This window comes from Pseudomonas sp. PA1(2017) (assembly GCF_001945375.1).
GTDB lineage: Bacteria > Pseudomonadota > Gammaproteobacteria > Pseudomonadales > Pseudomonadaceae > Aquipseudomonas.
Genome location: NZ_MSXU01000013.1, coordinates 151,395 through 176,863 on the forward strand (window position 1 = coordinate 151,395; position 25,469 = coordinate 176,863).

Consider the following 25,469-nt stretch of genomic DNA (forward strand, 5'->3'; position numbering starts at 1 on the left):
CCGGGCATTTTTTTACAAGCTCTGCGGGGCTCGCTCGCAGAGCCGCTTGAGCGCCGCCACCCAGCTCGGGTGATCGTTCAGGCAAGGCACCAACTCGAGGCTTTCGCCGCCCGCTTCCTGGAACTGCTCGCGGCCACGGTCACCAATTTCCTCCAGGGTCTCGATGCAATCGGCCACGAACGCCGGGCACATGACCAGCAGCTTCTTCACGCCCTGGGCGGCCAGTTCATCGAGACGCGCCTCGGTATAGGGCTCGATCCACTTGTCCTTGCCAAGCCGCGACTGGAACGACACCGACCACTGCTCCGGGCGCAGGCCCATGCGCGTCGCGAAGGCTTCGGCGCTGCGCATGCACTGGGCGCGGTAGCAGGTGGCGAGCACCTCGGGCGACGCCGTGCGACAACAGTCGGGCCCGCGCAGGCAGTGGCCGGTCGGGTCGAGCTTGCGCAAGTGGCGCTCCGGCAAACCGTGGAAGCTCAACAGCAGGTGATCGAAATCCTTTTCCAGATACGGTCGGGCGCTGTCGGCCAGAGCCTCGATGTAATCCGGGTCCTGGAAGAACGGCGGCAGAATCGAGAAGCGGATCGGCAGCTTGCGCTCGCGCACCACGCGCTTGGCCTCTTCGATCACCGTGGTGGTGGTGCTGTCGGCGAACTGCGGGTACAGCGGCGCCAGGGTGACCTGGGTGATGCCCTGCCCGGCCAGGCGGGTCAACACGGTATCCAGTGACGGCTCGCCGTAACGCATGGCCAGTTCCACCGGCCCATGGGTCCACTGGCTCTTCATCGCTTCCTGCAGGCGTTTGCTGAGCACGATCAGCGGCGAGCCCTCCGGCCACCAGATCGAGGCATAGGCGTGGGCCGACTGCGCCGGCCGACGGATCAGGATCAGCGAAACCAGCAGGCGTCGCAGTGGCCAGGGCAGGTCGACCACGTAGGGGTCCATCAGGAACTGATTGAGATAACTGCGTACATCGGCGACTTCGGTGGACGCCGGCGAGCCGAGGTTGACCAGAAGTAAGGCGTGATCGGTCATGCAATATCCCTTGAAGGTGCCACGATCAGGACCCACCCGGATCGCGAACAGGTGTTAATGAAGACTCAACAGGTCGACCAGCGCCACATCCAGGCGGGTGAAGCGGAACTCGAAACCCGCCTCCTGCGCCCTGACCGGCAGCGCATGCTGACCACCAAGCAGCAACAGCGACATTTCCCCCAGGCCGGCCCGCAGGGCAAATGCGGGCAGCACTATGAGGGTCGGCCGGTGCACGGCGTGGCCCAGCTCCTTGACGAATTCGGCGTTGCGCACCGGATGCAGCGAGCAGGCATTATAAGGACCGCGCGCCTGCTCATGCTGCAAGAGAAAATCAATCAGGGCGATTTGGTCAGCGATGTGAATCCATGGCATCCACTGGCGTCCGCTGCCGATGCGCCCACCAAGGCCGAAACGAAATGGCGTGGCCATGCGCTTGAGCATGCCACCTTCCTTGGCCAGCACCAGGCCGGTGCGCAGCAGCACCACGCGGATGCCCAGCGCCTCGGCCTGCTGGGCACTCTCCTCCCAGGCGATACACAGCTGGGCAGCGAAATCGGCGCCGGGCTTGGCCTGCTCGTCGATGATGTGCTCACCAGCGGCGCCATACCAGCCGACTGCCGAACCGGACAACAGCACCGCTGGTTTCTGCTCGCGGCCCTGCAGCCAGGTCACCAGGCGCTCGGTAAGCCCGATACGGCTCTCCCACAGCAGTTGCTTGCGTGCCTTACTCCAGGGCCGGTCAGCGATGGGCGCGCCGGCCAGGTTGACCACCGCATCGAGGGGCTCGTCACCGATGTCCTCGAGGCGTGCCACGCCCCGCACGGCGGTGCCGCACAGCACCGGCACCTGCTCGGGTCGCCGGCTCCACACGGTCAGCTGATGGCCCTGTGCAGCCCACTGGTGGCAGAGCGCCTGGCCGATCAGGCCAGTGCCGCCGGTGATCAGAATATGCATGGCAGACTCCTCGTTATGCTGTGTCTAAGAACCTGTTCACGATCTCGCGAGCTAGAGCCATACAAGGCAAAAACAGGCGAGGAAGCGGAGTTTACGAGCTGTAAATGAGCATTCCGAGCCTGTTTTTAACGCAGTAGGGCCGACGCGCAGCAGATCGTGAGTAGGTTCTGAATGTTCGACACGTGTCGGTCAACCTTGCTCAAGAACAATCCGCGCCTCGCCCCGCAGCCGACACAAACGGGGGAAACTATTGCCGTGCGCGCCTATTCTGAAGAATAGATGCCCTGGCTGCAGATACTGCCGGCGCCCATGCATGGACTGTACATTGTCTGGGCAGTGTTCGAGGCGTAGCCTGAGGCCCAGCGAGTCGACGACAGGCAGTCACGGCGACTCGACAGCAGGTGAGGTAAACATGACCAGCACAGCCCCCATCGCCATCATTGGCACCGGTATCGCCGGCCTGTCCGCTGCCGAAGCGCTCCACGCCGCCGGTTTCCCCGTACAACTGTTCGACAAGAGCCGTGGCAGCGGCGGCCGCATGGCCAGCAAACGCAGCGACGCTGGCGCGCTGGATCTCGGCGCCCAGTATTTCACTGCCCGGGACCGGCGCTTCGCCGCCACCGTGGCCCAGTGGCAAGCCCGTGGTTGGGTCGAGCAATGGACGCCCAGCCTTTATCAATATGCCAATGGCGTGCTCAGCCCGTCGGCCGACGAGCAGGTGCGCTGGGTCGGCAACCCGCGTATGAGCGCCATCACCCGCGCCATGCTCGGCGCCTTGCCGGTGAAGTTTTCCTGCCGCATCACCGAGGTGTTCCGCGGCGAGCAGCATTGGCATCTGCTCGATGCCGACGGCGAAAGCCACGGCCCGTTCGCCCAGGTGATCATCGCCACGCCCGCACCGCAGGCCAGCGCGCTCCTGGCCACGGCACCGAAGCTGGCAGGTACCGTAGCGGGCGTCAGCATGGAGCCGACCTGGGCGGTCGCCCTGGCGTTCAAAGAGGCATTGAACACGCCGCTCGAAGGCTGCTTCGTGCAGGACGAGGTACTCGACTGGACCGCGCGCAACCGCAGCAAGCCTGGCCGCGACGCTACTCTGGACACTTGGGTGCTACACGCCAGCAGCAGTTGGAGCCGCCAGCATCTGGACCTGCCCAAGGAGCAGGTGATCGAGCAACTGCATGGTGCCTTCGCGGAGATGATCGGCTGCGCCGTGCCCGCCCCCGTGTTTAGCCTGGCCCATCGCTGGCTGTATGCGCGCCCGTCCGGTGCCCATCAGCTGGGCGCCTTGGCCGACGCCGACCTGGGCCTCTACGTGTGCGGCGACTGGTGCCTGTCCGGCCGTGTAGAAGGCGCCTGGCTGAGCGGCCAGGAAGCGGCCCGCAAACTGATCGCCCATAACCAATGAACGGCGCGAGACACCGGCTGACGCCGCGCAAATTGCTGCTGTCGAAGTGGACCGCCGCCAGGCCGCAGAACCGCGAAAAGCACTTTCTGGTTACCGAGCTGTTCTGCGATGAAGAAGGCACCGTGCTGCAAGTAGAGTTGCAGGCGGTGCTCAGCAAGCGCTCCCAGCGCCTGGACTGGCGTCAGCTACAGAATGCCGAGCAATGGCTGATGGGATGGCGTTGAACCTGCCGGCGGCGAACGGCTCTATGACTATGACCCTGTACACGAAATTTGACTTGTACAAGATCAGGCTTAAGATGAAATAAACCTGTACATACACAAATTTTTGTACAAGTTCATTTTTAAGGTGTGCCATGCTCCTCAGCCCGCTCCACCGCAGAAAACCCACGCTCGGCGTCAGCGCCTGCCTGCTGGGGGCCGAAGTTCGCTACAACGGCGGGCACAAGGCATCCAGATTGTGCCTGGATCAACTGAGCGAGTACTTCGACTTCGTGCCCTACTGCCCCGAGGTCGCCATCGGCCTGGGCACGCCGCGCGAACCGATTCGCCTGGTGGGCGACCCTGCCGCGCCCCGCGCCATCGGTACCGTTCACCCCGATCAGGATCACACCGACGCCCTGGCAGCCTACGCCGAACAGGTCGCGGCCGAGCTGCCGGCCATCAGCGGCTACATCGTCATGCAGCAGTCGCCGTCGTGCGGGCTGGAGCGGGTCAAGGTCTATCAAGACAATGGCCATCCCAGCGAGCCGAAGGGCCGTGGCATCTTCACCCGGGTGCTCGCCGAACGGCACCCTAACCTGCCGATCGAGGAAGAAGGCCGGCTCAACGACCCGGTGCTGCGCGAGAACTTCCTGACCCGCGTGTTCACCTATTCGCAGTGGCAGGTACTGTGCGAATCGGGGCTTACCCGCGGCAAGTTGATCGAATTCCACGCCCGCCACAAGTACCTGCTGATGGCCACCGACCCGCTGCGCTACAAGCGCCTGGGGCGGCTGCTGAGCGATCTCTCCGCGCAAGATCTCGACGAGCTGGCAACCCGCTACATCGCCGAACTGATGACCGCACTCAAGCGCTGCGCCACCCGTGGTACCCACAGCAACGTGCTGCAGCACCTCAGCGGCTACCTCAAGGGCGCCCTCAGCGCTGAAGAAAAGCAGGAAATGCAGCAGTTGATCAGCCAGTATCGAAAGGGCATCGTTCCGCTGGTGGTGCCGCTGACCCTGCTCAAGCACCATTTTCGCCTGCACCCTGATCGCTATATCGCCCAGCAGGTCTACCTGCAACCGCACCCGGAAAACCTCAGCCTGCGAAACGCGCTATGAGCCGGTCGACCTCCAGCGAGCCGGGCGCCAGCACCACGCAGGACCTGGTCGCCGCCGGCTACCGGCCGATTCGCGACGTGGCCAGCATCACCGGCGTCAATCCGGTGACCCTGCGGGCCTGGGAGCGCCGCTATGGGCTGATCGTGCCGCACCGCACCGCCAAGGGCCACCGCCTGTATTCCCCGGAACAGGTGCAGACCATCCAGACCGTACTCGGCTGGCTGAACCGCGGGGTCTCCGTCGGCCAGGTGAAAAGCCTGCTGCGCGCTGACCAACCGCTGCCCGCCGAACAGGCTTCGCAGTGGCAGGAAAAGCGCGACCGCCTGTGTGATGCCATCCACACCTTGGACGAGCGACAGCTGGACGAACGCTTCAACGCCGAACTCGCGCTCTATCCGGTGCAGATCCTTTGCCAGCACCTTCTGCTGCCGCTCCTGGTGACCCTCGAAGCACGCTGGCCTCAATTGCCCGGCGCGGCTACCGAGCGCCTGTTCCTGCACAGCTGGCTGCGCAGCAAGCTTGGCGCGCGGGTCTACCACGACAACCGCCAGCATCAGGGCCAGCCGCTGATGCTGATCAACCTGTGCCAGTCGCCGATGTCGCCGCAGCTGTGGCTGTGCGCCTGGCTGATCGGCACCGCTGGCTGCCCGGTGGACGCCTTCGACGGGCCGATGCCCCTCGATGAGCTGCCCCTGGCCATCCGTCGCCGTCGCCCGCGCGCCTTGTTGCTGTTCTGCGAGGCCGACTCCAACACCAGCGCCCAATCCACGCTGCAGCAGTGGCTGGGCGACCATGGCGTGCCCTGTGTGCTGATCGGCATCGAGGATCAGCAGGAGGCCGAACAACTGGTCACCCGCGCGCCCGCTTCGGCGGATGTCACCGTGGCCGCCGACCCGCTGGCGGCACTGCAATACCTCGCAGATCGTCATCTGCTCGAATAGGACGTCCCATGCTGCAACTGAGGTGGTTTCGAACCGATCTGCGTGTCACCGACAACACCGCTCTGGCCGCCGCCATGCAGGCCGGGCCGACGGTTGCGGTATTCCTGCTCAGCCCTGACCAGTGGCAACGACACGACGATGCGCCGTGCAAGGTGGATTTCTGGCTGCGCAACCTGGCTGAATTGAGCCGCGAGCTGCGGCACCTCAACGTGCCGCTGCTGGTTCGCGAAGCGGATGACTGGAGCACGGCGCCCAAGGTGCTCGGCAAGCTGGCCCAGGAACTGGGCGCTGCAGCCGTGCACGTGAACGAGGAATACGGGGTCAATGAAAGCCGTCGCGACCAAGCCGTTGGGGCGGCGCTGGACGAGTTGGGGATCAACTTTCACAGCCATCTCGACCGCCTGCTGTTCAAACCGGGCAGCGTACTGACCCGCACCGGCACCTACTTCAAGGTCTATAGCCAGTTTCGTGGCGTCTGTTATCAACGTCTGCACACGACCCTGCCCACCCTGATGGCGCTGCCAAAGGCGCAGGGCAAGCTGGAGATCGCGGCCGACAAGCTGCCCGATCAGGTCAAGGGTTTCGAGGCGCCCAGCCAGACGCTACGCGATGCCTGGCCTGCCGGTGAACAGGCCGCCCGCGAACGCCTGCAGCGCTTCGCCGACGAGTGGATCGAGGATTACCACGACAACCGCGACTTCCCCATCCGCCCCGGCACCAGCCAACTGTCAGCCTACCTGGCGACTGGCGTGTTGTCGCCCCGCCAGTGCCTGCACGCAGCGCTGAACGCCAACAGCGGCGAGTTCGAAAGCGGCAGCCAGGGCGCCGTCACCTGGATCAACGAGCTGATCTGGCGCGAGTTCTACGCCCACATTCTGGTCGGCTACCCGCACGTCTCCATGAGCCGTGCCTTCCGCCCGGAAACCGAAGCACTGCCCTGGCGCAACGCCGGCAAGGATCTGCAGGCCTGGCAGGAAGGCCGCACCGGTATTCCGATCATCGACGCAGCCATGCGCCAGTTGCTGGAAACCGGCTGGATGCACAACCGCCTGCGCATGGTGGTGGCGATGTTCCTGACCAAGAACCTGCTGATCGACTGGCGCGAAGGTGAGCGCTTCTTCATGCGCCACCTGATCGATGGCGACCTGGCCGCCAACAACGGCGGCTGGCAGTGGAGCGCCTCGACAGGCACCGACTCGGTGCCCTATTTCCGTATCTTCAACCCGATCAGCCAGTCGCAGCGCTTCGACCCGGACGGTCGCTTCATCCGCCGATGGCTGCCCGAACTGGCCTCGCTGAGTGACAAGGCGATTCACGACCCGCACGCCGGCAGCAAGAGCCAAGCCAGCCTGTTTGGCGGCGGTGTGGATTATCCCAAACCGATCGTCGACCTGCGTGCCAGTCGCCAGCGCGCGCTGGATGCCTTCAAGAACCTGCCTTCGGCCGGCGAGGCGTCATGAGCGCGTTCAGCCGGCGCATCTGGCTGACCGGGGCTAGCAGTGGCATCGGCCACGCCCTGGCCGAGCGCCTGCTGAACGATGGCCATCGTCTTGCCCTGAGCGCTCGTCGCGAGGAGCCCTTGCAGGCGCTGGCCGAGCGCTTTCCCGGCCGGGTGCTGGTGCTGCCGGGCGACCTGGGTGAAGCCAGCGAGGTGGACGCCATCGCCGCCCAACTTACCGAACGGTGGGGCGCGCTGGACTGCGCGATACTCAATGCCGGCGTCTACGAACATGTCGACGCCAGCAACTTCGGGGCCGACGCCCTGGCGCGGGTGATGCGCGGCAACCTGTTCTCGGCCAGCCACTGCATGGTCGCGGCCCTGCCGCTGCTGCGCCGTGGCCAGTCGCCGCACCTGGTTGGCGTCGCCAGCGCGGTCACCTATCTGCCGCTGCCGGGCGCGGGTGCCTTCGGCGCCTCCAAAGCGGCGCTGCGCTACCTGCTCGAATCCCTGCGGGTGGATCTCGCCCAGGAAGGCATCGCCGTTACCGTGGTCACGCCGGGCTTCGTCGACACGGCGCAGTCGGAAAGCAGCGGCTTCTCCACCCCCATGCGCTGGTCCGCGCACAAGGCCGCCCGACATATCGCCAAGCGGCTCGATGCCCGGCCACTGGAAATCGCCTTTCCAGGTCCGTTCATCGCTGCACTCGGCCTGCTGGGAAGGCTACCCGCTCGCCTGCAACTGGCCCTGGGCAGGCGCCTGGTCCGTGGCGAGCGGGACATGTCCTGACACGCCCCAGGGTTGCGCCGGCATTACCCGCCCAGGCACCATCGGCGCCCTTTGTCTGCCGCCACCGGATGCCGCCCTGTGTCTAGAAACCTCCTCAACGCCCTGCTGTTCATCGCTGGCTGGCTTGCCTGCCTGCTTGGCGGCGGCCTGTGGCTGTGGGGCGTAGCGACGGCACTGCTGGCGCACCTGATCTGGATCGGTAACTGGCAGCGCGAAGGCAAACTGCTGATGAGCGCCTTGTTGTTCGGCAGCGCGGTGGAGAGTTTTCTGCTGCAGCTTGGGATGTTCGACTTCGGCGAGCCGCGCCAGTTGATTCCGCTGCGGCAGGCGCTCATCTGGCTGCTGATCGGCACCACCCTGTGCCATTGCCTGGCCTGGACGGCTCGCCCCTGGTGGCGCGCCAGCCTGCTCGGCGCCACACTGGCGCTGCTCACCTACAGCGCCAGCCTGTGGCTTGGCCTGGTTCGCCTGCCCTACGGCAATGCCGCCACCCTGGCGCTACTTGCGGCAATCTGGGCAGCCATGCTGCCGCTGCTGCAAGGCTTTGCCAGGCTGTATACCGACCGGCCGGCTTGAAATCCCTCGGTGGTGAGCCCGCCTGGCGTAGACTAGGCGGATGAGTAACGCGCTCCATATTCCCCACACCCAGCTCGCCGACGATGCCCCCGTCACGTGCAGCACCTGTGCAGCCTGCTGCTGCCAGCTGGAAGTGATGCTGATCACCGATACCGGTGTGCCCGAACGTTTCATCGACAGCGACGAATGGGGCGCAGAGGTGATGCGCCGCCTCGACGACGGCTGGTGCGCCGCGCTGGATCGCGACACCATGCGCTGTACCATTTATGAAGTACGGCCATTGATTTGTCGCGAGTTCGAAATGGGCGCGCCCGAATGCCTGGAAGAGCGCCGCGGCCTCGACACGATATATCGCTAAGTACACTTATACATACATGAAGCCATGCATAAAAAAACCGGGCCAACGCCCGGTTCTTTTGATGCGCCTAACTTAGAAGTTGAGGCGATAGTGTAGCGAGTAAGCTTCGACGCCATCGTTGGGCTGCTTGATACCGGCGTTGGAATAGTGGATCGCACGGATACCCACTTCATGCCCACCGGCGAAACGCAGGCCAGCACCGATGCGGTCTTCGAACTGGAACGACGAACCCAGATCGTTGGACTCCAGGCGCGTGCTGGAGAATGCCGCGACCCCGATACCAGCTTCCAGATAGGGTTTGACGGTCTGCCCGGCGAATTCGTAAACGAATACCGGTGCGAACGAAACGCTGTGATTGGTGGCGGTATCGTCGCCCTGCCAGTAGGTGTAACCGGCATCCCAGTAGCCACCGAGATGACCGACGCTGCTTTCGAACCAGCGGCTGTTGAAATCGAACTGTGCACCAAGGCGATAAACCATGGTGGAATCACCAGACTGACCCACGGAAAAGGTCAGCCCCGTTGCCTGAGCGGCTGTAACCGATCCAAGAGACAACGCAACTGCAGCGGCCAAGCCCATCAGCTTCTTCATTGGAGCATCCTTGTAGAGGAACTTATTAGTTTTTTAAGTGCGGCATTGTGAAACTCATCGTTACAGACTTTAGACAAGTTCCGGTGGTTCTAGAAATATTTAATAGCGTATGGCCGATTAAATATTCTCGACCAATGAATTCACCTGCTCGGCACTGCCCCACAGCTGCGGTAATACACCTTGCATGGCCAATGGCTCACCGCTGCACCAGAACCCATCGGCACCACGCGGCCCGGCAGCCAGCAAATCGCGACTGGCCAGCAGCCGTTGCAGCTGCCGGGCGACCGCCGCGCCGGTGTCGATCAGGCTGATCGACGAATCCAGCCACTGTTCGAGCAGCGGCCGCAGGAAGGGATAGTGAGTGCAACCGAGAATAAGCGTGTCGCAACCCTCGGCCAGCAACGGCTCGACGTAACCGCGCAGCAGCGCGTGCAGGGCCGGATCGTTCAGATCTCCGGCCTCGATCAGCTCGACCAGCCCCGGGCAAGGCTGCGTGACCACCCGCACATCGCTGGCGAACTGATCGAGCAAGGCGGCGAAGCGCGCACTCTTCAGCGTACCGGTGGTGGCCAGCACGCCGACCACGCCGGAGCGCGTCGCTGCCGCTGCTGGTTTCACCGCCGGCTCCATGGCCACGATCGGCAGTTGCGGATACAGCATGCGCAGTTCGCCGACCCCCGCCACCGTCGCGGTGTTGCACGCCAGCACCAGCGCCTTGGCGCCGCGCGCGAGTAGAAAGGCAGCGATGACCCGACAGCGCTCGCGAATGTACTCGGGGCTTTTTTCCCCATAAGGCACGTGGCCGCTGTCGGCCACGTAGAACAGCCGTTCATCGGGGAGCAAGGCGCGAATTTCCCGCAGTACCGTGAGCCCGCCAACGCCGGAATCGAACACTCCGATCGGCGCGTCACGCATCGGCGGCACTCCCGCATACGGCGCAAGCCGGGTCGCGCCTTACCCGCAGCTCACGGAAGCGCGAGCCGAAGGCGTCGATCAACAGCAAGCGGCCGACCAGGGGCTCGCCGAAGCCGGCAAGCAGCTTCAGCGCTTCCAGCGCCTGCAGGCTGCCGACTAGGCCGACCAGCGGCCCGACCACGCCGGCTTCGCTGCAGGTCAGCTCGGCTTCGCTGCCATGGCCGTACAGGCAGTGGTAGCAGGGGCTGTCTTCGCGGCGCGGATCGAATACCGACAACTGGCCTTCCAAGCGGATCGCCGCGCCACTGACCAGCGGCCTACGCGCAGCCACGCAAGCAGCGTTGACGGCTTCGCGGGTGGTGAAGTTGTCCGAGCAGTCGAGCACCAGGTCGACCGTCGCCACGGCAGCGGCCAAAGAATCGGCATCCAGGGCCTGACGATGGGCGCGCAGCGTGACCTGGGGGTTGAGTGCGCCGAGTCGCGCCAGTGCCGAGTCGACCTTGCTCTGACCGATGCTCGCGGTGTCGTGGGCGACCTGGCGCTGCAGGTTGCTGAGATCGACGCTGTCGAAGTCCGCCAGGTGCAGCTCGCCCACACCGGCCGCCGCCAAGTACAGGGCCACGGGCGAGCCTAGGCCACCAAGGCCGACGATCAGCACGCGGCTGCTCTTGAGGCGCAGTTGGCCGTCTACATCGATCTGCGAGAGCAGAATCTGCCGGCTGTAACGCAGCAGTTCCTCGTCGCTCAGGTGTTCATTCATGTGGCCACCGCCCCAGGCTGATGCGCTCATGATCGGCGAGATCAAGGCGGCTGTGAACCTCGACGAAGCCGCGCCGGCTCAACAATTCGCGCACCGACTCGGCCTGATCGAAACCGTGTTCGAGCAGCAGCCAGCCGGGCGCGGCCAGATACGCCGGCGCCTGATCGATGATCAGGCGGATATCGTCCAGCCCGTCGACGCCGGAGACCAGCGCACTACTCGGCTCGAACCGCACGTCGCCTTCGCCCAGGTGATGATCGTCGCTGGCGATATAGGGCGGGTTGCTGACGATCAGCCCATAGCGTTCGCCAGCCAGCGCCGCGAACCAGTGGCTCGGGCGGAACGAAGCATTCGCCAGGCCCAGCCGGGCGCGATTTCCGTCGGCCAGCGCCACGGCTTCATCCACCCGGTCGACGCCGGTGACCTGCCAGACCGGCCGTTCGCTGGCCAACGCCAGGGCGATGGCGCCGGTGCCGGTGCCCAGGTCGAGCACCCTGGCCGGGCCACCGGGCAGCAGCGCCAGCGAGGTTTCCACCAGCAGCTCGGTGTCCGGGCGCGGGATCAGGGTGTGGGGCGCGACGTCCAGATCCAGGCTCCAGAACCCCTGACGACCGAGGATATAGGCGACCGGCTCACCGTTACGTCGACGCGCCAGGCTGGCGTTGAATGCATCGGCGGCTACGCCTTCCACCTCATGGTCGGCCCAGGTGCGCAGGTAACTGCGCGATTTGCCCAGGGCGTGGGCCAGCAGCAGCTCGGCGTCCAGGCGTGGCGTGGGCGAGTCGGGCAGCGCGACGCTATTGAGCAGGGATTCGATAGTGGCCATGGCTAGCTTCCTGGACGGTCGGGGCGCTGGCAGCGTGGGTGGATGAGAAGCGGGCAGCGACGTGCCCCGCTCCACCCAACGTTCCGATCAATCGCTCAACGCGGCCAGTTGATCGGCCTGGTACTCGGCGAGCAGCGGCTCGATCACCGCATCGACGCCGCCGGCGATCACTTCACCCAGGGAATACAGGGTCAGGTTGATGCGGTGGTCGGTCACTCGCCCTTGCGGAAAGTTGTAGGTGCGAATGCGCTCGGAGCGATCACCCGAGCCGACCAGCAGCTTGCGGGTGTCGGAGATTTCCTTGTGGGCTGCCGCGTCCTGCTGATCCTTGAGCTTGGCCGCCAGCCAGGCCATGGCCTTGGCGCGGTTCTTGTGCTGGGAGCGCTCTTCCTGGCACTCGACCACGGTGCCGGTGGGAATGTGGGTGATGCGAATCGCCGAGTCGGTGGTGTTGACGTGCTGACCGCCGGCGCCGGAGCTGCGGTAGGTGTCGACACGCAAGTCTGCCGGATTGATCTCGATGGCCATCTGCTCGTCCGGCTCGGGCAACACCGCGACGGTGCACGCCGAGGTGTGGATACGGCCTTGGGACTCGGTTTCCGGCACGCGCTGCACACGATGTGCGCCGGACTCGAACTTGAGCTTGCCGAACACGTTGTCACCCTCGACCCGGGCGATCACTTCCTTGAAGCCGCCGTGCTCGCCTTCGTTGGCCGACAGCACCTCGACGCGCCAGCCCTGCTTCTCGGCGTAACGCGAATACATGCGAAACAGATCGCCAGCGAAGATCGCCGCCTCGTCGCCACCGGTACCGGCGCGCACTTCGAGGAACACGTTGCGTCCGTCGTTGGGGTCCTTGGGCAGCAGCATGCGTTGCAGGCTGTCTTCTAGCTCGGAGAGGCGCGCACGGGCGGTGTCGACTTCCTCCTCGGCCATTTCGCGCATGTCGGGGTCGCTGTCCTTGAGCAGCGCCAGGGCGCCCTCGAGATCGGCCTGCACCTTGCGAAACTCGCGAAACGCCACGATCACCGGCTCGATCTCGGCGTATTCCTTGGAGTAAGCGCGGAACTGGGTCTGGTTGGTGATCACCTCGGCGTCGCCGAGCAGCGCCGTGACCTCTTCGAAGCGGTCCTGCAGCAGGTCGAGTTTGTTGATCAGCGAAGCTTTCATTGCATGCCTTCTATTTATTGACCAAGCCGGACGACGCGCCTTCGTCGAGGGCGAACAGCTCCTGAGCCACGCCCAGCGCATCGATGCGCCCGGTGGCGGAGAATTTCTTCAGTTGCACGCTGGGCGCGTGCAGCAGCTTATTGGTCAGGCCCCGGGCCAGCTGGGCCAGTACGTCTTCGGCGGCGGCGCCATTGGCGAGCATGCGCTGGGCTCGAGCCAGTTCGTCGTCGCGCAGGCGCTCGGCCTGCTGGCGATAAGCGCGGAGCACATCGACGGCGGCCAGCTCGCGTAGGCGCGCCATGAAATCGTCGGTGCCGGCGGCGACCAGTTCCTCGGCGGCCTGGGCCGCGCCCTGGCGACTCTTGAGGTTTTCGGCGATGACTTCGTGCAGGTCATCGACGGTATAAAGGTACACGTCATCCAGCTCGCCGACCTGAGGCTCGATGTCACGCGGCACGGCGATGTCGACCATGAAGATCGGCTTGTGCTTGCGCTGCTTGAGGGCGCTTTCCACCGCGCCCTTGCCGAGGATCGGCAGCTGGCTGGCGGTGGAGCTGATGACGATATCGCTGTGCACCAGCTCCTGGGGAATGTCGGACAGCAGCACGGCGTGGGCACCGAACTGCTCGGCCAGGCTGCTCGCACGCTCCAGGGTGCGGTTGGCGACCACGATGCGCTTGATGCCTTGGTCGTGCAGGTGGCGGGCCACCAGGCTGATGGTCTCGCCGGCGCCGATCAGCAGTGCCTGGCTGCGGTGCAGGTCGGCGAAGATCTGCTTGGCCAGGCTGACGGCGGCAAAGGCCACCGACACCGGGTTCTCGCCGATGGCGGTATCGGTGCGCACGGTCTTGGCGGTGCTGAAAGTGGCCTGAAACAGGCGCCCCAGCAGCGGGCCGAGGGTGCCGGCCTCGCGGGCCACGGCGAAAGCCGATTTCATCTGACCAAGAATCTGTGGCTCGCCGAGCACCATGGAATCGAGGCCGGAGGCCACGCGCATCATGTGACGAACGGCCGCATCGTCTTCGTGAATATAAGCGCAGGCACGCAGCTCTTCGACGCTCACATGGTGGTAATCGGCCAGCCAGCCGAGTACCGCCTCGACGCCTGGGCCGTCCTGTTCGAGGTACAGCTCGCTGCGGTTGCAGGTCGACAGGATCGCCGCTTCGCGGCTCGGCGTATCACGGCAAAGCAGCTGCAACGCCTCTACGAGCTGCTCTGGAGTAAAAGCCACGCGCTCGCGAACATCCACCGAAGCGGTCTTGTGGTTGATACCGAGGGCGATAAAGGCCATGCACGTCGCTGACAGGGGGTTGGAAGCCGACAATTGTCCTACTTCGGCCGGTGCAGGACAACCATCGCACCGTGCATCGCGCCGATAGCCATGACCGATGACCAACGATGAGAACGACTTTTCCGGCACCACGAGCGTGCGCCTGGATTGGATGCAACCCACCCGGGCTTCGGCAGTCCAACCCCACATCGCCAGGACACACGGGCTGCCCCATGGGCTTGCCCAACGGCTTGTGTCATGATGGCCAAAACCGCAGGTTAGTCGCATTTCCTCTTATGAATAGACCCATCGCGTTGCTCACCGCCCTGGCCTTGCTGGGTGGTTGTCAGACTTTTGCGCCGTCCACACCGGACGGTAGCGTTCCCGTTGAGGAACCGGGCACCGAGGCAACCGCCAAGGCGCCGGAAACCTACGGCTCGTTCAGCCAGGAAACGCTGCTGGCGCTGCTGACCGCCGAGCTGGCCGGCCAGCGCAACCGCTTCGACATCGCCCTGAGCAACTACGTGCAGCAGGCCAATGCGACCCAGGATGCCGGCGTCGCCGAGCGCGGCTTCCGTATCGCCGAATACCTGGGCGCCGAGCAGGAAGCCCTGGAGACCTCACTGGTCTGGGCCAAGAACGCACCCGATGAGGTCGATGCCCAGCGCGCCGCCGCCGTGCAGCTGGCTCGCGCCGGCCGCTACGACGAAGCCATGACCTACATGGAGCGCGTGCGCCAGCGCCAAGGCAACACCCATTTCGATTTCCTCGCGCTGTCTGCCGCGGAAACCGACCCCGACACTCGTGCCGGCCTACTGCAAAGCTTCGACCGCCTGCTCGGCAAGTACCCGAACGACGGCCAGTTGCTGTTCGGCAAGGCACTGTTGCTGCAGCAGGACGGCCGCGCCGAGGAAGCCCTCAAACTGCTGGAGACCAGCGAAGCCAAGCAGGACCAGTCCGCCCCGCTGCTGCTGCGAGCGCGCCTGCTGCAAAGCCTCGGCCGCGGTGAAGAAGCACTCCCGCTGCTCAAAAAGGGTATGGAACGCAACCCGAGCGACAAACGCCTGCGCCTGACCTACGCCCGGCAACTGGTCGAGCTGGGCCGCATGGACGAAGCCCGCGGCGAGTTCTCATCGCTGCTGCAGCAATTCCCCGAAGATGACGACCTGCGTTTTTCCCTGGCCTTGGTATGCCTGGAGGCCGAAGCCTGGCGCGAAGCCATCGTCTACCTGGAAGAACTGATCCAGCGCGACGCCCATGTGGATCCCGCCCAGTACAACCTCGGTCGCGCTCACGAAGCCCTGGGTGAAGTGGACGAAGCGCTGCTCGCCTACTCGATGGTCGGCGGCGGCACCGACTACCTGCCCGCCCAGGCACGCATGACCGATCTGCTGGTCGCCAATGGCCGCGGCGCCGAGGCCTCCCGGCATCTGGCCGAAGCTCGTGACAGCGAGCCGGACTACGCCCTGCAGCTTTATCTGATCGAAGCCGAGTCGTTGTCCAAGCAAAGCAAGCCCGACCAAGCCTGGGATCTCATCCAGCAGGCGCTCAAGCAGTACCCGGGTGACATCAACCTGCTTTACACCCGCGCCATGCTGGCCGAACCGCGCGGCGACCTGAAGCAGTTGGAGCGCGATTTGCGCCTGATCCTCGAGCGCGAGCCGGACAACGCCATGGCCCTCAACGCCCTGGGTTACACCCTGGTCGACCGCACCGATCGCCATCAGGAAGGCCTGGAGCTGATCCAGAAAGCCCATGACATCAATCCGGAAGACCCGGCCATCCTCGACAGCCTGGGCTGGGCCAACTATCGCCTCGGCAACCTGGCCGACGCGGAGAAGTGGCTGCGCCAGGCATTCGAACGCTTCCCGGACCACGAAGTTGCCGCCCACCTGGGTGAAGCGCTGTGGGCCCAGGGCAAACAGCGCGAAGCCCGCAAGGTTTGGCGCGACGCTCTGAAAGAACAACCCGAGAGTGAAATTCTGCGCAGCACCGTGCAGCGCCTGACCGGATCGGAGAAACCCTGATGTCGCTTCGCCCCCTTCTCGTACTCGCCCTGGTCACCCTGCTGGCTGGCTGTTCCGGCCTGTCCACCCGCGAGGCGCTGGAACAGGGCCTTGGCGACCCGGCTCGCTGGCAGGCGCACAAGCAACAGATCAGCACCCTCGATGGCTGGCAGATCAACGGCAAGGTCGGCATCCGCGCCCCGCGTGACTCGGGCAGCGGCACGCTGTTCTGGCTGCAGCGCCAGGATTACGCCGATATCCGCCTCTCCGGCCCGCTCGGCCGCGGCGCGGCGCGCCTGACCGGTCGCCCTGGCAAGGTCGAGCTGGAGGTCGCCAACCAGGGGCGCTACCAGGCCGAATCCCCGGAAGAGTTGCTGCAGCAAAGACTGGGCCTCAACCTGCCCGTCTCGCATCTGCTGTGGTGGATTCGCGGACTGCCTGCACCGGACAGCAAGAGCCGCATCACCCTGGATGCCGACAGCCGCCTGGCGCAATTGAGCCAGGATGGCTGGGAAGTCAGTTACACCCGCTACGCCGAGCAAGACGGCTACTGGCTCCCTGAGCGCCTGCGCCTGGAAGGTCACGATATCCAGGTAACCCTGGTGATCAAGGACTGGCAGCCGCGCCACCTCGGTCAGTAATCGCTCCCGTATCGCGCGACTTTCACACTCGCAATTCCCGCGCCGCAACCTGCGGTTGAGCGCAGCGATACCCAGGACCAAACTCCCGGGTGTCGCTGCGCTCGACCCGGGCTACGGGCTGCGCTAGCCTGCGCGACTCTCTTATCCCCTCTTGCCAGCCATTGCCCCATGACGACTCACGCCATTCCTGCTGACGCCGAGCTGACTCTGCCGGCACCGGCCAAGCTCAACCTGATGTTGCACATTCTCGGGCGCCGCGACGACGGCTATCACGAGCTGCAGACCCTGTTTCAGTTTCTCGATTACGGTGACGAACTGGGCTTCAGGAGTCGCGAGGACGGCGTGATCCGCCTGCATACCGCAATCGACGGCGTGCCCCACGACAGCAACCTGATCGTGCGCGCCGCCAAACAGTTGCAGCAGCAGAGCGGCACTCGCCTGGGTGCGGACATCTGGCTGAACAAGCGCCTGCCCATGGGCGGCGGCATCGGCGGTGGCAGCTCGGATGCGGCGACCACCCTGCTCGGCCTCGATCACCTGTGGCAACTGGGCTGGGGCGAGGATCGCCTGGCGGCCCTGGGCCTCGGCCTGGGCGCCGACGTACCGGTCTTCGTGCGCGGCCGCGCGGCCTTCGCCGAAGGTATTGGCGAAAAACTCACACCGGTCGAGCTGCCGGAGCCCTGGTTTCTCGTCGCCGTACCGCAAGTGCTTGTCAGCACAGCAGAAGTTTTCTCCGACCCTGAGTTGACACGCGATACGCCGCCCATTAAAGTTCGCAGCCTTCTTGAGGGGGGTGGTCGTAACGACTGCCAGCCGGTCGTCGAGAAGCGTTACTCAGCTGTTCGTAACGCGCTGATCTTGCTGAACAAATTTGTTCCGACAAGATTGACCGGCACTGGAGCTTGTGTGTTTGGGAGCTTCCCAAACCGGGACGATGCTGATAAAGTCGCCCGCCAACTTCCAGCCACACTGCCAAGTTTTGTTGCGCAGGGTGCCAACGTTTCGATGTTGCACCGCAAGCTGCAAGAACTGGCCAGGAAGTGAATGCGTAGCATCGGTTATACGTTACAGGGGCGTCGCCAAGCGGTAAGGCACCAGGTTTTGATCCTGGCATGCGTTGGTTCGAATCCAGCCGCCCCTGCCATAACCACCCAAGGGTGGCTCGTACTACCGAATTGAGCAGCATTGCGTCACACACGATACAGGGGCGTCGCCAAGCGGTAAGGCACCAGGTTTTGATCCTGGCATGCGTTGGTTCGAATCCAGCCGCCCCTGCCATTTTTATACTCATCCAGGTTACCCTCAGCCGGCAGGTACTGCGCGTGTCCAAGATGATGGTCTTTACGGGGAACGCTAACCCCGATCTGGCGCGACGTATCGTTCGTCAGCTGCACATTCCCCTCGGTGATGCCTCGGTCGGTAAATTCTCCGACGGCGAAATCATGATCGAAATCAACGAGAACGTCCGCGGTAAGGACGTTTTTCTGATTCAGCCGACGTGCGCGCCAACCAATGACAACCTGATGGAACTGGTCGTGATGGCAGATGCCTTCCGCCGCTCCTCAGCGACTCGAATCACTGCAGTCATCCCCTACTTCGGCTATGCCCGCCAGGATCGCCGCCCGCGCTCCGCTCGCGTGGCAATCAGCGCCAAGGTCGTGGCCGACATGCTCACCGTGGTAGGCATCGACCGGGTTCTCACCGTCGACCTGCACGCGGATCAGATTCAAGGCTTCTTCGATATCCCGGTCGACAACATCTACGGCTCGCCCGTACTGGTCGACGACATCGAAGATCAACGCTTCGACAATCTCATGATCGTATCCCCGGACATCGGCGGCGTGGTGCGTGCTCGCGCCGTGGCCAAGAGCCTGGGCGTCGATCTGGCGATCATCGACAAGCGTCGTGAAAAGGCCAACCACTCCGAAGTGATGCACATCATCGGTGACGTGGAAGGTCGTACCTGCATCCTGGTCGACGATATGGTCGACACCGCCGGCACCCTGTGCCACGCGGCCAAGGCTCTGAAGGAACACGGCGCTGCCAAGGTGTACGCCTATGCCACGCACCCGGTGCTGTCGGGTCGTGCCATCGAGAACATCGAGAACTCGGTACTGGACGAACTGGTGGTGACCAACACCATCCCGCTGTCCGCCGCCGCGCAATCCTGTTCGCGTATTCGTCAACTGGACATCGCGCCGGTTGTGGCTGAAGCGGTACGCCGCATCAGCAATGAAGAATCGATCAGTGCGATGTTCCGCTAACCCGGAACGCCCCTGACGAAACATGCCTGGCCACCTGGCCAGGCCTTTCACCGAACCGCCCCGCCGCTGGTCGCAAGCGTAACGGGCGGTTTGGTTATTCTGGAGAAGTGAAATGACTGCTGAATTTACCCTGAATGCCGAAGCGCGTTCCGACCTGGGGAAAGGTGCGAGCCGCCGCCTGCGTCGTAACGCCAGCCTGGTTCCTGCCGTGATCTACGGTGGCGACAAGGCTCCCCTGTCCATCAGCCTGGTTGCCAAGGATTTCGCCAAGCTGCTGGAAAACGAAGCTGCGTTCAGCCACGTGCTGAACCTGACCGTTGACGGCAAGAAAGAAAACGTTCTGATCAAAGCCCTGCAGCGCCACCCGGCCAAAGGCTTCGTTCTGCACGCTGACTTCATCCGCGTGGTGGCCGGCCAGAAACTGACCGCACACGTTCCGCTGCACTTCATCAACGAAGCTACCTCCGTTGGCGTGAAGCAGAAAGGCGGTGAAGTTCTGCACTCGCTGAACGAAGTTGAAGTCTCCTGCCTGCCGAAAGACCTGCCGGAGTTCATCGAAGTCGACTTCGCCAACGTTGATCTGGACCAGACCGTTCACCTGTCCGACATCAAACTGCCGAAAGGCGTTGAGCTGGTTGCTCTGGCCCACGGTAGCGATCTGCCGGTTGCCAGCGTTCACCTGCCGCGCGTTCGTGCAGAAGACGCAGCTGAAGGCGAAGGCGAAAGCACCGCCGAGTAATTCCGGCTCGCTACGCCTGCTTCAAGAAAGGGCTCCTGTATGACTGCCGTACAACTGATCGTTGGCCTGGGTAACCCGGGCCCCGAATACGACCAGACCCGGCACAATGCAGGGGCCCTTTTCGTTGAGCGCCTGGCGGAAAGCCTGCGCGTCAATCTCAGCGTTGATCGCAAGTATTTTGGCCTGGTGGGCAAGTTCAATCACCAGGGCCGCGAAGTTCGTCTGCTCATCCCCACCACCTTCATGAACCGCAGCGGCCAGTCCGTGGCGGCGTTGGCGAATTTCTTCAAGCTCAAACCCGAAGAAATCCTGGTGGCCCACGACGAACTCGACATGCCTCCCGGCGTCGCCAAACTCAAACAGGGTGGCGGGCACGGCGGGCATAACGGGCTGCGCGACATCATTGCCCAGCTCGGCAACCAGAACAATTTCCACCGCCTGCGGCTTGGCATCGGCCACCCCGGGCACGCCAGCATGGTCTCCAACTTCGTACTCGGCCGCGCGCCGCGTGGCGAGCAGGAGCTACTGGATACCAGCATCGACTTCGCCCTGGGCGTCCTCCTGGAAATACTCGCCGGTGACTGGACGGTAGCGATGCGCAAGCTGCACAGCCAGAAAGCCACTCTCTAATTTCATCTACCGCCATTGGCGCGAGGGATACACCATGGGATTCAACTGCGGCATCGTCGGCCTGCCCAACGTCGGCAAGTCCACCCTGTTCAATGCCCTCACCAAGTCCGGCATCGCCGCTGAGAACTTCCCGTTCTGCACCATCGAGCCGAACAGCGGCATCGTGCCAATGCCCGACCCACGCCTCGACGCACTGGCCGAGATCGTCAAGCCCGAGCGCGTGATCCCCACCACCATGGAGTTCGTCGACATCGCCGGCCTGGTCGCCGGCGCCTCGAAAGGTGAAGGCCTGGGCAACAAGTTCCTCGCCAACATCCGCGAGACCGACGCCATCGCCCATGTGGTGCGTTGCTTCGAAGACGAGAACGTCATCCACGTCGCCAACAGCGTCGACCCCAAGCGCGACATCGAGATCATCGACCTCGAGCTGATCATGGCCGACCTCGACAGCTGCGAGAAGCAACTGCAGCGCGTCGCCCGTACCGCCAAGGGCGGCGACAAGGAAGCCGTGGCGCAGAAGGCGCTGCTGGAAAAGCTCATCCCGCACTTCACCGAAGGCAAGCCGGCGCGCAGCCTGCTCAAGAACCTGGGTGACGACGAGAAGCGCCTGGCCAAGACCTTCCACCTGCTGACCACCAAGCCGGTGATGTACATCGCCAACGTCGCCGAAGACGGTTTCGAGAACAACCCGCACCTGGACGTGGTGAAAGCGATCGCCGAGGAAGAAGGCGCCATCGTCGTGCCGGTGTGCAACAAGATCGAAGCCGAGATCGCCGAACTGGACGATCTGGAAGAGATGCAGATGTTCCTGGAAACCATGGGCATGACCGAGCCCGGCCTGAACCGCGTGATCCGCGCCGGTTACTCGCTGCTCAACCTGCAGACCTACTTCACCGCCGGCGTGAAGGAAGTGCGCGCCTGGACCGTCAAGGTCGGCGCCACCGCCCCGCAGTCCGCTGCCGCCATTCACACCGACTTCGAGAAAGGCTTCATCCGTGCCGAAGTCATCGCCTACGACGACTTCATCCAGTACAAGGGCGAAGCCGGTGCCAAGGAAGCGGGCAAATGGCGCCTGGAAGGCAAGGAATACATCGTCAAGGACGGCGACGTGATGCACTTCCGCTTTAACGTCTAAGCCTCTGCCGTAACGAACGAAGCCGCGCGAACAACGCGGCTTCGTTGTTTCTGCAGTACGAGAGTTGTACATCGCGGCCTGCGATACGGCTTTTTGCCAGCATCGCCCTATGCATCGCGCCGCGCAGCAGTATACTGACCCTGCCCTCCCCAGCAGGCGCTGTACCGTGAAACCCGACACCCCGTGTTCTGCTTCGGTCAGCCTTCCATCAGCGCGATTCGCTGCGCTGCTGCGCCTTGCCGGCCGCCTGAGCGGCTTCGGCCTCTGCGGCATCGCCACCGGCGATGACACCCTGCAACTCGACCCACCGCAGCCCGCTACCCTCCGGCAAGCCCTGCAGCCTCTGCTCATTCGCACGCGACTCGGCCAGTCACCACTCATCGTGCCAGACGCACGCCTGGGCCTATCTCATCCGCATCATTCGCTCGGCTGCTTTATCGGCTACCCGCTACGTGTCGATGCCGGCGACTGCCTCGGCGTGCTCTACTTGGCCGATGCGGCGGCCCAGGCGATCGACACCATCTTGCAGAGCACACTGCAGGACATCGCCGACAGCGCTGCCCGGTTGCTCACCCAAACGCCGACCGACGACGCCTCGCTGGAAGAAAACCGCATGGCCCTGGCCATTCAGGGCAGCGGCACCGGCATCTGGGATCGAGACCTGCTCAGTGGGAAAATCCACTATTCCACCGCCTGGAAAGCCATGCTCGGCTATGCCGAAGACGAGATCAGCACGCGCATCGAGGACAGCTACGCTCGCGTTCACCCCGACGAACTGGAGCATGTGCAGCAAGCGATGCAGGCGCACTTCAGCGGGCAGACCGAGCAGTACCAAGTGGAGCATCGCCTGCGCTGCCGCGATGGCAGCTACAAATGGGTGTGCAGCCGCGGCAAGGTGGTCGCCCGCGACGCGCAAGGCAATGCCCTGCGCATGCTCGGCACCACTACCGATATCAGCAACCTGCGATCACTCGCCGAGCGCCTGCAGCACAGCGTTGAACTGGTCACCCGGCTGACCGACCAGGTACCCGGCGTGGTCTTCCAATACCGCAGCTACCGCGACGGCAGTGGCTGCTTCACCTATGTCAGCGCCGGCGTGCGCGATATCTTCGAAGTCACCCCGGAGCAACTGCTGCACGACCCGGAAATCATCCATCACTGCGTGCACCCCGACGACCTCGCCGTCTACAACACCGCGCGCAAGGAGGCCGAGCGAGCCTTCTCCAACTGGCACGTCGAATACCGCGTGCAGTTGCCTCGGCAGGGCCTGCGCTGGCGCCTGGGGGAAGCGCGACCACAGCGCGAAGCGGACGGCAGCATCGCCTGGCACGGCGTGGTGACCGACATCACCGAACGCAAGCGCTTCGAACGCGAACTGCACGAATTCGCCTCCATGGATGCCCTCACCCAACTGGCCAACCGGCGCGTGTTCATGGCCTACCTGGGCAGCGAACTGGCGCGCATCCAGCGTCGGGATATGAGCGTGTCGAGCCTGCTGATGTGCGATCTGGACCACTTCAAACTGGTCAACGACCGCTGGGGCCACGGCATCGGCGACCGCGCCCTACGCCATTTCAGCGACATCCTGCGCAGCCAACTGCGCACCAGCGACCTGGCCGGCCGCGTCGGCGGCGAAGAGTTCGCCGTGCTGCTCAGCGGCGCCGGCAGCTTCCCGGCGCGCGACTTCGCCTGCCGCGTGCAACACACCCTGGCCAGCCAGCCGCTGCGCGTCGACGGTGAGGAAATCCACCTGACCCTGAGCATCGGCCTCACCCAACTGACGCCACAGGACTCCACCCCAGACACCGCCTTCAGCCGCGCCGACAAAGCGCTCTACCGCGCCAAGCAGAATGGTCGCAATCGCGTGGAGATCAATTGAGGGAGCCGCAGCAGGAGAAAAACCGGGCCAGGCGCCTAAGCGGTTGAAAGTTCGTAAATTTATTCTGCCTCAGGGCTTGACACCCCACCGACAGATAAGGAAAATGCGCGCCACTCGGCTACGTAGCTCAGCTGGTTAGAGCATAGCATTCATAATGCTGGGGTCCGGGGTTCAAGTCCCTGCGTAGCCACCAAACAAAACAAGGGTTTACCGAAAGGTAAGCCCTTTTTTGTTTATGGGGTGTCCCCAAACTGTCCCTTTCTTGTCCCGCCATCATCAGGCGATGGGCTCACCAATGCAGCGTTCGAAAATGGCGGTCATTGCGCGATAGTCGCAAACCACCGAGTCGATGTTTGCCTGAATCCATTCGGCCTCACCTACGCCCCACCAGTCGACCTGATAGCCCGCGTTGATGATCAGGTGCTCGAACAGAATCCGCTGAGCCCGGCCATTGCCCTCGCGAAACGGGTGGATGATATTCAGATCGCCGTACAGTTCTGCAGCCGCAACGACCAGATCCGGGCGAGCCATCTCCTCGAACCAGCCAGTTGAAGCTACTTGCTTGAGCCGCTTGGTGAATTCAGCCTCGATGCGGGTCACATTGCAGAAATGCGTTCCACCCTTCGAGATATCGACCGTGCGCAATTCACCCGCCCAATCGTAAACGTCGCCGAACAGATGCCGGTGTATACGCTGCAGGTAAGCGAGGTCGTAGGGAGGGAGGTCGAAGTCCAGCTGGCTGGCAGCGATTTCAGAAAGGTTGCGCTCAGCCTGATGGAGAGCGCTATCGTCAGTCAGGCCAAGACGATTACGTAGAACACCGGTGCCTGGATAACAGTAAGGATCCTGCCCGACACCGTACTTGTCGAGCATCAGGCCTGACTAGACCGCGCAGCGTTCAGAGCAGCCTCACGAGTCGGGAGCTTACGCTCGGCATCGGCCTGGGTCGTATTGAACCCTTCAAGGCGCAGGCTGGCCGTGTAGTTCGACCGGCGGGCCTTAGCGCAGTAAGCCCTCTTGGCTTGCAAAGATACACCTGTCATAGGATTGCCTCATTCGTTTCGCCAGCGATGATTATAGCGGATTGCCCTTCATTCTGGCTCAGTAACCCAAGTGGTGAAAGGGTCAAGGCAGTGGCGAAGTGATCAGGCGCCAGATGCGAATAGCGCATGGTCATCTTGATATCGCCATGACCCAGGATGCGCTGCAAGGTAAGGATGTTCCCTCCCTGCATCATGTAGTGGCTGGCGAACGTGTGCCGCAGGATGTGAGTCAGCTGCCCAGGCGTATGCAACCCGGTGCGCTCATAGGCTTTGCGGAAAGCGCCACGGCAGGGGCCGAACAGCCGGCCAGATCCAGGGTAACCCCGCTCCAATATCAGCGTTTCAAGCTCAGCCGGGATAGGCACTGATCGCCCCTTCCCGTTCTTGGTACGTACAAACCGCACCTGACCATTGCGCACCTCTGCCCGAGCCAGGCTTTCGGCTTCATCCCAACGTGGTCTGTCCCGGAGCTAGTGGACAGGCAGTTAAGAGCGACTGCTCGTATTTCGCCGCTCAAATTCCATCGGACTGAGATAGCCCAGTGTCGAGTGGCGGCGGCGGTGATTGTAAAAACGGATGTAGTCGAACAGGTCGGTTTTCGCCTCCTGGTAGCTGGCGTAGCGGGTCAGGTACACCCGCTCGGTCTTCAGCGAACGAAAGAAGCTATCCATCGCTGCGTTGTCCCAGCAGTTCCCCGGGCGCGAATGGCTGGGCACGATGCGATGTCGCCGCAGCAAGGCCTGGTAATCGTACGCGCAGTATTGGCTGCCACGATCCGAG

The 25,469-nt window shown here is 63.7% G+C and carries 27 protein-coding genes, 3 tRNA genes and 1 pseudogene; 19 read left to right on the forward strand and 12 right to left on the reverse strand.

Features of this window, described 5'->3' with window-relative positions; genetic code table 11:
- Nucleotides 1-12: 12 nt before the first annotated feature.
- Together hemH and BVH01_RS19020 are read right to left on the reverse strand one after the other, a co-directional pair.
- Nucleotides 13-1,035, reverse strand: coding sequence for a ferrochelatase (hemH, locus tag BVH01_RS19015; RefSeq protein ID WP_075931806.1), 1,023 nt, complete (start codon nucleotides 1,033-1,035; stop codon nucleotides 13-15).
- A gap of 54 nt (nucleotides 1,036-1,089) precedes the next feature.
- Nucleotides 1,090-1,989, reverse strand: a complete 900-nt coding sequence (locus BVH01_RS19020) for a TIGR01777 family oxidoreductase (protein ID WP_075931807.1) — start codon at nucleotides 1,987-1,989, stop codon at nucleotides 1,090-1,092.
- Between the two features lie 412 nt (nucleotides 1,990-2,401).
- Here BVH01_RS19020 and BVH01_RS19025 point away from each other — a divergent pair, with 412 nt between their 5' ends.
- The 8 genes from BVH01_RS19025 to BVH01_RS19060 all read left to right on the forward strand — a co-directional run bounded on the left by BVH01_RS19025 (nucleotide 2,402) and on the right by BVH01_RS19060 (nucleotide 8,820).
- Nucleotides 2,402-3,394: an NAD(P)/FAD-dependent oxidoreductase gene (locus BVH01_RS19025; RefSeq protein WP_075931808.1), complete on the forward strand. Its 993-nt coding sequence runs from the start codon at nucleotides 2,402-2,404 to the stop codon at nucleotides 3,392-3,394.
- Nucleotides 3,391-3,618: a TIGR02450 family Trp-rich protein gene (locus tag BVH01_RS19030; RefSeq protein WP_075931809.1), complete on the forward strand. Its 228-nt coding sequence runs from the start codon at nucleotides 3,391-3,393 to the stop codon at nucleotides 3,616-3,618. Before BVH01_RS19025 ends, BVH01_RS19030 begins: the two co-directional genes overlap by 4 nt.
- A 131-nt stretch (nucleotides 3,619-3,749) precedes the next feature.
- A complete protein-coding gene (locus tag BVH01_RS19035) occupies nucleotides 3,750-4,718 on the forward strand; it encodes a DUF523 and DUF1722 domain-containing protein (RefSeq protein ID WP_075931810.1) in 969 nt (322 codons plus the stop codon).
- Nucleotides 4,715-5,659, forward strand: a complete 945-nt coding sequence (locus BVH01_RS19040) for a MerR family transcriptional regulator (protein ID WP_075931811.1) — start codon at nucleotides 4,715-4,717, stop codon at nucleotides 5,657-5,659. Before BVH01_RS19035 ends, BVH01_RS19040 begins: the two co-directional genes overlap by 4 nt.
- Nucleotides 5,660-5,670: 11 nt before the next feature.
- Nucleotides 5,671-7,119: a deoxyribodipyrimidine photo-lyase gene (gene phrB, locus BVH01_RS19045; RefSeq protein WP_075931861.1), complete on the forward strand. Its 1,449-nt coding sequence runs from the start codon at nucleotides 5,671-5,673 to the stop codon at nucleotides 7,117-7,119.
- Nucleotides 7,116-7,886, forward strand: a complete 771-nt coding sequence (locus tag BVH01_RS19050; RefSeq protein ID WP_075931812.1) for an SDR family oxidoreductase — start codon at nucleotides 7,116-7,118, stop codon at nucleotides 7,884-7,886. The genes phrB and BVH01_RS19050 overlap by 4 nt, the downstream gene beginning before the upstream one ends.
- A 78-nt stretch (nucleotides 7,887-7,964) precedes the next feature.
- The gene (locus tag BVH01_RS19055) at nucleotides 7,965-8,462 is read left to right on the forward strand and encodes a DUF2878 domain-containing protein (RefSeq protein ID WP_075931813.1); all 498 of its coding nucleotides are present in this window, start codon (nucleotides 7,965-7,967) and stop codon (nucleotides 8,460-8,462) included.
- A 40-nt stretch (nucleotides 8,463-8,502) separates the two neighbouring features.
- Nucleotides 8,503-8,820 carry a YkgJ family cysteine cluster protein gene (locus BVH01_RS19060; protein ID WP_075931814.1) on the forward strand — a complete coding sequence of 106 codons (318 nt, stop codon included), beginning with the start codon at nucleotides 8,503-8,505 and terminating at the stop codon, nucleotides 8,818-8,820.
- Nucleotides 8,821-8,892: 72 nt separating this feature from the next.
- Here BVH01_RS19060 and BVH01_RS19065 read toward each other — a convergent pair whose 3' ends face one another.
- From BVH01_RS19065 to hemA, 6 genes are all read right to left on the reverse strand, one after another.
- Entirely contained in the window at nucleotides 8,893-9,411 is a 519-nt protein-coding gene (locus tag BVH01_RS19065) for an acyloxyacyl hydrolase (protein ID WP_075931815.1), read from the reverse strand.
- 117 nt (nucleotides 9,412-9,528) lie between these two features.
- Nucleotides 9,529-10,326, reverse strand: coding sequence for a glutamate racemase (gene murI / locus BVH01_RS19070; RefSeq protein WP_075931816.1), 798 nt, complete (start codon nucleotides 10,324-10,326; stop codon nucleotides 9,529-9,531).
- Nucleotides 10,319-11,086, reverse strand: a complete 768-nt coding sequence (locus BVH01_RS19075; protein WP_075931817.1) for a molybdopterin-synthase adenylyltransferase MoeB — start codon at nucleotides 11,084-11,086, stop codon at nucleotides 10,319-10,321. The genes murI and BVH01_RS19075 overlap by 8 nt, the downstream gene beginning before the upstream one ends.
- Nucleotides 11,079-11,912: a peptide chain release factor N(5)-glutamine methyltransferase gene (gene prmC / locus BVH01_RS19080; RefSeq protein ID WP_075931818.1), complete on the reverse strand. Its 834-nt coding sequence runs from the start codon at nucleotides 11,910-11,912 to the stop codon at nucleotides 11,079-11,081. Before prmC ends, BVH01_RS19075 begins: the two co-directional genes overlap by 8 nt.
- An 87-nt stretch (nucleotides 11,913-11,999) precedes the next feature.
- Nucleotides 12,000-13,082 (reverse strand): peptide chain release factor 1, encoded by a 1,083-nt coding sequence (gene prfA / locus BVH01_RS19085; RefSeq protein ID WP_075931819.1) that lies wholly within the window; start codon nucleotides 13,080-13,082, stop codon nucleotides 12,000-12,002.
- A gap of 10 nt (nucleotides 13,083-13,092) precedes the next feature.
- Entirely contained in the window at nucleotides 13,093-14,373 is a 1,281-nt protein-coding gene (gene hemA / locus BVH01_RS19090; RefSeq protein WP_075931820.1) for a glutamyl-tRNA reductase, read from the reverse strand.
- A 275-nt stretch (nucleotides 14,374-14,648) separates the two neighbouring features.
- Between hemA and BVH01_RS19095 the strand changes: the two genes are divergently transcribed.
- From BVH01_RS19095 to BVH01_RS19145, 11 genes are all read left to right on the forward strand, one after another.
- On the forward strand, nucleotides 14,649-16,379 hold the full coding sequence (locus BVH01_RS19095; RefSeq protein ID WP_075931821.1) for a lipopolysaccharide assembly protein LapB: 1,731 nt from the start codon (nucleotides 14,649-14,651) through the stop codon (nucleotides 16,377-16,379).
- Nucleotides 16,379-16,999 (forward strand): lipoprotein insertase outer membrane protein LolB, encoded by a 621-nt coding sequence (gene lolB, locus BVH01_RS19100; protein WP_075931822.1) that lies wholly within the window; start codon nucleotides 16,379-16,381, stop codon nucleotides 16,997-16,999. Before BVH01_RS19095 ends, lolB begins: the two co-directional genes overlap by 1 nt.
- A gap of 168 nt (nucleotides 17,000-17,167) precedes the next feature.
- Nucleotides 17,168-18,043, forward strand: coding sequence for a 4-(cytidine 5'-diphospho)-2-C-methyl-D-erythritol kinase (gene ispE, locus BVH01_RS19105; RefSeq protein ID WP_075931823.1), 876 nt, complete (start codon nucleotides 17,168-17,170; stop codon nucleotides 18,041-18,043).
- Nucleotides 18,044-18,068: 25 nt separating this feature from the next.
- Nucleotides 18,069-18,143 (forward strand) — tRNA-Gln (locus tag BVH01_RS19110).
- Between the two features lie 59 nt (nucleotides 18,144-18,202).
- A tRNA-Gln gene (locus BVH01_RS19115) sits at nucleotides 18,203-18,277 on the forward strand.
- 44 nt (nucleotides 18,278-18,321) lie between these two features.
- Nucleotides 18,322-19,263 (forward strand): ribose-phosphate pyrophosphokinase, encoded by a 942-nt coding sequence (locus BVH01_RS19120; protein WP_027906044.1) that lies wholly within the window; start codon nucleotides 18,322-18,324, stop codon nucleotides 19,261-19,263.
- Nucleotides 19,264-19,375: 112 nt separating this feature from the next.
- Entirely contained in the window at nucleotides 19,376-20,002 is a 627-nt protein-coding gene (locus tag BVH01_RS19125; protein WP_075931824.1) for a 50S ribosomal protein L25/general stress protein Ctc, read from the forward strand.
- A 39-nt stretch (nucleotides 20,003-20,041) separates the two neighbouring features.
- Complete coding sequence (gene pth, locus BVH01_RS19130) at nucleotides 20,042-20,632, forward strand: aminoacyl-tRNA hydrolase (protein ID WP_075931825.1); 591 nt, start codon at nucleotides 20,042-20,044, stop codon at nucleotides 20,630-20,632.
- A 34-nt stretch (nucleotides 20,633-20,666) separates the two neighbouring features.
- Nucleotides 20,667-21,767 carry a redox-regulated ATPase YchF gene (gene ychF, locus BVH01_RS19135; protein ID WP_075931826.1) on the forward strand — a complete coding sequence of 367 codons (1,101 nt, stop codon included), beginning with the start codon at nucleotides 20,667-20,669 and terminating at the stop codon, nucleotides 21,765-21,767.
- Between the two features lie 166 nt (nucleotides 21,768-21,933).
- Nucleotides 21,934-23,646 (forward strand): sensor domain-containing diguanylate cyclase, encoded by a 1,713-nt coding sequence (locus BVH01_RS19140; protein WP_075931827.1) that lies wholly within the window; start codon nucleotides 21,934-21,936, stop codon nucleotides 23,644-23,646.
- Nucleotides 23,647-23,762: 116 nt separating this feature from the next.
- Nucleotides 23,763-23,839: transfer RNA gene (locus tag BVH01_RS19145), tRNA-Met, on the forward strand.
- 83 nt (nucleotides 23,840-23,922) lie between these two features.
- Here BVH01_RS19145 and BVH01_RS19150 read toward each other — a convergent pair.
- The 4 genes and pseudogenes from BVH01_RS19150 to BVH01_RS24535 form a co-directional block, all read right to left on the reverse strand.
- Nucleotides 23,923-24,519, reverse strand: coding sequence for a putative adenosine monophosphate-protein transferase Fic (locus BVH01_RS19150; RefSeq protein WP_075931828.1), 597 nt, complete (start codon nucleotides 24,517-24,519; stop codon nucleotides 23,923-23,925).
- Nucleotides 24,519-24,689, reverse strand: coding sequence for a YhfG family protein (locus tag BVH01_RS25025; protein ID WP_139317876.1), 171 nt, complete (start codon nucleotides 24,687-24,689; stop codon nucleotides 24,519-24,521). The genes BVH01_RS19150 and BVH01_RS25025 overlap by 1 nt, the downstream gene beginning before the upstream one ends.
- A pseudogene (locus tag BVH01_RS19155) lies at nucleotides 24,686-25,144 on the reverse strand (tyrosine-type recombinase/integrase); the annotation flags it as partial. The gene BVH01_RS25025 and the pseudogene BVH01_RS19155, both read right to left, overlap by 4 nt.
- A 30-nt stretch (nucleotides 25,145-25,174) precedes the next feature.
- On the reverse strand, nucleotides 25,175-25,469 hold a 295-nt coding region (locus BVH01_RS24535), incomplete at its 5' end, for an IS3 family transposase (protein ID WP_218189117.1).